4 protein-coding genes are annotated in these 3,554 nt (G+C 64.2%); all 4 read right to left on the bottom strand.

Annotation, left to right across the window (positions count from 1 at the left end; translation table 11 throughout):
* Window positions 1-705, bottom strand: a 705-nt coding sequence (locus tag EN879_RS28150) for a HEAT repeat domain-containing protein (RefSeq protein WP_245493876.1), incomplete at its 3' end; no start/stop codon positions are given.
* Between the two features lie 56 nt (window positions 706-761).
* The gene (locus EN879_RS28145; RefSeq protein WP_127274389.1) at window positions 762-2,504 is read right to left on the bottom strand and encodes a YaiO family outer membrane beta-barrel protein; all 1,743 of its coding nucleotides are present in this window, start codon (window positions 2,502-2,504) and stop codon (window positions 762-764) included.
* A complete protein-coding gene (locus EN879_RS28140) occupies window positions 2,504-2,896 on the bottom strand; it encodes a response regulator (protein WP_013525347.1) in 393 nt (130 codons plus the stop codon). Before EN879_RS28140 ends, EN879_RS28145 begins: the two co-directional genes overlap by 1 nt.
* 263 nt (window positions 2,897-3,159) lie before the next feature.
* Window positions 3,160-3,537, bottom strand: a complete 378-nt coding sequence (locus EN879_RS28135) for a response regulator (protein WP_082826795.1) — start codon at window positions 3,535-3,537, stop codon at window positions 3,160-3,162.
* Window positions 3,538-3,554 lie beyond the last annotated feature (17 nt).

Genomic DNA, 3,554 nt, shown 5'->3' with positions numbered 1-3,554 from the left:
GGGATGTCCGGTCAGCCCGAGTGCCCGCAATGCGGCTGCGGCAACCTCCGATGACGGATCGCCGGCCGCGCGGGCAAAGAAGTCGCCAAACCGGAACCCGCCGTTGCGGGCAAGTGCATCGATTGCGGCCGCTCTAATGAAAGGCACCGCGCCCTGAAGTCTGGCGTAATCCTCAAGTTCGCCGAGCCGCTTCGGCGGAAAGCGCCTGAAAAGCTCGATCAGGCGTCGCGAGCGCTGTCCCGCCACGCCGATCTTGCGCAGCGTTATGACGAGCGGCGGCAAGGCGCCGAGATCGCAGAGCGCGATCGCGACGGCGATCCTGACCTCGCGTGATCCGTCGCGGTCGAGTGCCGAAAGCAGGCTTGCCACTGCGTTTTCCGAACGCAGCGCCGCCAGCATCTCGGTCGCGTGGATGCGTTCGGCGGCGTTGCCTTTTTCCAGTTGGGTACTGACAAGCGCCGGCAGGCCACATTCGTTGAAGGCTGAGAGGAGCTCGTCGTGCTCCTCGCCGCGCAACAGCGAAATAAACTCGAAACCGGCATCGACCGCCACCCTCGCCGGCACCGCAAGCAGCGCCGTCTTCAATGCCTCGCGATCGCGATTTTCGGTGAAGGCGATCAGCGCCGTCAGAAGAAGGCGCCGCTGATCGGCGCCCGTCGTCCCCCGGCGCTCCTGCAATACCCGACGCACGATCAGTAGAAGCATGATCGCCAGGGAAAGGGCACTGAGCAGGATGGATAAGTGCCAGATGTACAACATGATCAGAACCGCGTGGTTAGGCCGAGCCCGAATATGGTTCGGTCGAATGTCGGGCGCTGCTCATGGGCGAGGCTGCCGCGCAGCGTCAGCGGATCGGTGGCGTCCCAGGAGATGCCGCCAAAGACGGTACGCGTCGGCACCAGCGTGCCGTCGGAGATCTCGGGGGCATCTGCATAACCACCAAAAACGTTGACGGCCGGGGTGACTGCAAGATCGGCCCGCAGCACATAGCCATCGGCGCGTGTGCCGATATCGTCGGCTGGGTGAACCCAACGGGCCGAAAGCCCCAGCCGGCCGTCCAGGACATAGGCCTGCACCCAGGGCGAGATTGTGGTGACCTCGGCGGTGACGAAATTGTCATAGCGAGCATCGATGTTGAGCGAGAACGGACCGAGCGCTTTCGCGGGCGCCATGATCTGCCACGAAGCGCCGGCGCCGATCGAATATCGGGCCAGGAAATCGGCATCCGGCGTCGCCGCTGCCAGCACATAGGCCGAAACCGTCGGCGAAAAGGCCTGGTCGATGCGGCCGTCGATCTGAACATCGGTGCGACCGTAGCGGGTCGCCATCCGGGTGTGGCTTGAAATGGTTGTCTGCGAGGTGAGTTGATAGGCAAGGCCAACCGAACTGTCGGTCCAGTCGCCAAGCCCCTCGGTGAGATCGCTGACTTCGCTGCCCAGATCGAGTCGCCATTTGCGCGGCGGCGGCGCAGCCAGCCTTTGCACGATATCGGCAGAGCCCGGCTCGATGGCGAGCGCTTGGCGGTAGGCTTCCCGCGCGGCGAAGTCGTCGCCACGCGCCCGGCGCAGGTCGCCGATCCCCACCAGCGCCTCGGCATTGTGCGAATCTACCGCCAGCACCCGCTGAAAAGACTGCTCGGCCCGCGTGTAATCCTGCTCGAGCAGGGAAATTCGCGCGTCGAGAGCCATCGCCTCGACATTGTCAGGCGCGGTGCCAAGCACATCATCGATCATCGCGCGAGCGCGCGGCACGTCGCCCTGCCAGATCGCCAGGCGCACCTTGCCGAGGCGGGCACCGCGAAGGCGGGGCCTAATGGCCAGCGCCTGGTCGAAGAACTGCCCGGCATGGTCGAATTTCTGCTGGGAGCCAGCCACCAAACCGATGGCGACCAGGATATCAGTGTTTTTCGGCGCCAGCCGGAGGGCGCGGCGATACGCATTCTCCGCCTCCGGCAATTGGCCCGCAGCCCGCGATCGTCGGCCCTCCTCCATCAGGCCGGCGACGGGATCCGGCCGCGGCGGGCGCGGTATCTTCCTCGCGGTCGCAGGCTTCGCCTTGCTGCTGCCGGCCCGCTGGGCTTTGCGGATGTTGGCAACAAGGGTACTTGCATCGGCATTGCCGGGCTCCGCACGCGACACCTCTTCGGCGAGCGGCAGGGCGGCGTCCGGATTGCCCGAGCGGAACTCGACCTCGGCCATGCCGAAGCTGGCGTCCCGATAGGTTGGGGCAAGGGACAGTGCCTTGGAAAAGGCTTCGCGCGCCGCCGGCAGATTGTTGCGTCCAAGCTCGGCGAAACCGAGTTGCACCAGGGCGTCGGCATTGTCGGGCCTGAGCGCCAGGGCTCGCCGGAAAAGATCCGCCGCCTCCTCGAAATGCTGCGCTTGCCTGGCCTTGACGCCGAACTCGTAAAGTTCATCCACCGTCTGCGCCAACGCCGCGCCCTGGGGCGCAGCGATCGTCAGGACCAGCCATGCGGCAAGGGCTGCGCGCCGGCCGCGCCGCATCAGCGCTTCCCGCTCTTTCGCGCGAGCAGACGCGCAAGCCGGGCCAGCAGCTCCTCGGGAATGAATGGTTTCACAAGATAGTCGTCCGCTCCCTTCTCCAGGGCCGAGACGATATCCCTTTCGCCCTTGCGGGCGGTCAGCATGACGACCGGAGTTTCGGACAAAGCCGGATCGTTTTTGATGCGGGCAAGCACCTCCAGGCCGTCGGCCTTGGGCATCATCGCGTCGAGCACGATGATGTCCGGCGCCTCATGCTCCGCCTTCAAGAGCGCTTCCGCCCCGTCTACTGCCTTGATGACCTCATATCCCTTTGCCCTGAGCCTGAATTCCATCAGCTCGATCAACAAGGGATCGTCGTCGCAAATCAGAACTCTTGCCTTCGATCCGTTCACCAGCCTTGCTCCGGTTCCGTCGCCCCCCGGAGTGATCAACCCATGAACCGACATCCGCCAATGCGGTTCATGCAGACAGAAATATTCTTCTCAGCTCTCTCATCGACGTCCGCCGATGCCACCGCGATTATAGACAACCTGATTCGCTGCGCCTGCACCCTCGGCACAATCAGTAGATGAATAAGGCGACATGGTATAGGAGCCCTGAACGGCATCGCACAGTCTGCTGCCAGAACGCGCTCGGTGGCCAGTCAATCGTCGACTCAGGCGCGCGACAGAAGCAATCTTTTGACTTCACCGGCAAGCGCAAGCGGGTCGAACGGTTTGGCGATCACCCCTACCGCGCCCATTGCCAGATAGCGTTCGACCTCATGCGTCTGGGTGCGCGCGGTGATGAACACCACGGGTATCGAGGCCGTCGCGCCAGCCTCGGCCAGACGCCTCAGCGTCTCCGGCCCATCCATGTCCGGCATCATCACGTCGAGCAGAATGAGGTCGGGTTGCCATTCGGCGGCATCGGCCAGTGCCTGCATGCCCGAAGAACAGGACCGCACCTCGAATTCCGGCTCGAGCTCCAGCGACATCTGGGCGATTTCGCGGATATCGTCCTCGTCATCCACATAGAGGATCCTTGCGCGCATCAGCATCACTCCTTGGC

The sequence above is a fragment of the Mesorhizobium sp. M7A.F.Ca.AU.002.02.1.1 genome (assembly GCF_003998535.1).
Classification (GTDB): Bacteria; Pseudomonadota; Alphaproteobacteria; order Rhizobiales; family Rhizobiaceae; genus Mesorhizobium; species Mesorhizobium ciceri.
Note: the sequence above shows the minus strand (reverse complement) of the source record. Positions and strands in the feature narration are given on the sequence as shown.

Coding starts and splice junctions, on each gene's coding strand:
- EN879_RS28135 (WP_082826795.1), bottom strand. CDS start 3,537: ATGCGCGCAAGGATCCTCTATGTGGATGACGAGGACGATATCCGCGAA.
- EN879_RS28145 (WP_127274389.1), bottom strand. CDS start 2,504: ATGCGGCGCGGCCGGCGCGCAGCCCTTGCCGCATGGCTGGTCCTGACG.